The following is a 1,137-nucleotide window of genomic DNA, read 5'->3' as shown; positions in this document are numbered from 1 at the left end:
ACGATTGCCGTCGTTGTACTCGTGAGGCCTTCGAGATAGAACGTTTCAGACTTTAGCGTGGAATGAAACGATTCGATGGGGGCATTATCAGCAGGCATTCCCTTGCGGGACATGCTCATGATAATGCCTTTTCCTTTTACTGCCTCTTGGTAAGCTTGAGACGTGTACACACTGCCTTGATCACTATGCAACATCATTCCCGGCCGATTAGGAAGTTGATTTAACGTATCTAAGACAAACGAAGTGTCTTGTTTATCTGCTATGGTGTAAGCAACAATCTCCCCATTGTACAAATCTAAGATACTTGATAAGTACAACATTTTCCCACCAAACGGCAAATACGTAATATCTGTCACTAGCTTTTGCATCGGAGCTTCAGCATGAAATTGACGTTGTAGGAGATGTTCAGCCGATTGTGAAGGTTGTCCCGTTGGTTTACGTTTCTTGATGCGGACTCTACATTGCAGTTGTTCTACTTGCATAATCCGTTGCACACGCTTGTGATTAATTCGCTGTTCAATCCGAAGGAGTGCCGTAATCTTTCGATAGCCATAACGAAATTTATGTAGGGAACATAGCTGCCGAATCTTTTCGACTATAGGGTCCTTTTGTTTCATTTTAAACACTGACCTCCAACGATAATAGGTGGATCGGGCAATACCCAACCAAGCGCAAGCTTGGTTAATATTCACTTCTCCTCTGATGGTTTCCATCCATGTGACCACGATTCTAGGTGTCACCCCCTTTCCAATTCCGTGTACTTTTTTAGCACATCCAATTGTTGTTTCAAAAATCGATTTTCTGCTTTCACTTTCTCAAGCTCTGAAGTGTACTCAGGACCTTTGCCAAAGCTATATTGTTTGCCAACAGGTTGTTCTAGTCGATGAAGCTCGCCCTCTCGATACCACTTCATCCAGACCTTTAGCTGAGTCACATTGCGGATTCCTAGTTTCTCCATAACCTCCTTCACTGGAACACCTGCCAATCTCATTTGAATCGCCTGCATCTTGACTTCCACGGGGTAACTCACTCTAGTTGACAATGCAAAAACACCTCCAAGATTGTCTCCATATCTTACGACATGGTTTAGTTCTCTTGAAGGTGTTTTGATTTGTCTCACATTACGGGGTCAGTCCC

1 protein-coding gene is annotated in these 1,137 nt (G+C 43.5%); it reads right to left on the bottom strand.

Features of this window, described 5'->3' with window-relative positions; all coding sequences use genetic code 11:
- A protein-coding gene (locus tag HP570_RS29095; RefSeq protein ID WP_254495533.1) for an IS3 family transposase occupies positions 1-1,042 on the bottom strand; the annotation gives its coding sequence in 2 pieces (ribosomal slippage) (positions 1-769 and positions 769-1,042; 1,043 coding nt annotated over the 2 pieces). This gene is flagged as partial in the annotation.
- Between the last annotated feature and the right edge of the window lie 95 nt (positions 1,043-1,137).

Origin of the sequence: Brevibacillus sp. RS1.1 (assembly GCF_013284365.1) — a bacterium.
In the GTDB taxonomy this organism is placed as follows: Bacteria; Bacillota; Bacilli; order Brevibacillales; family Brevibacillaceae; genus Brevibacillus; species Brevibacillus brevis_D.
This window is presented reverse-complemented; position numbering and strand designations above follow the sequence as displayed.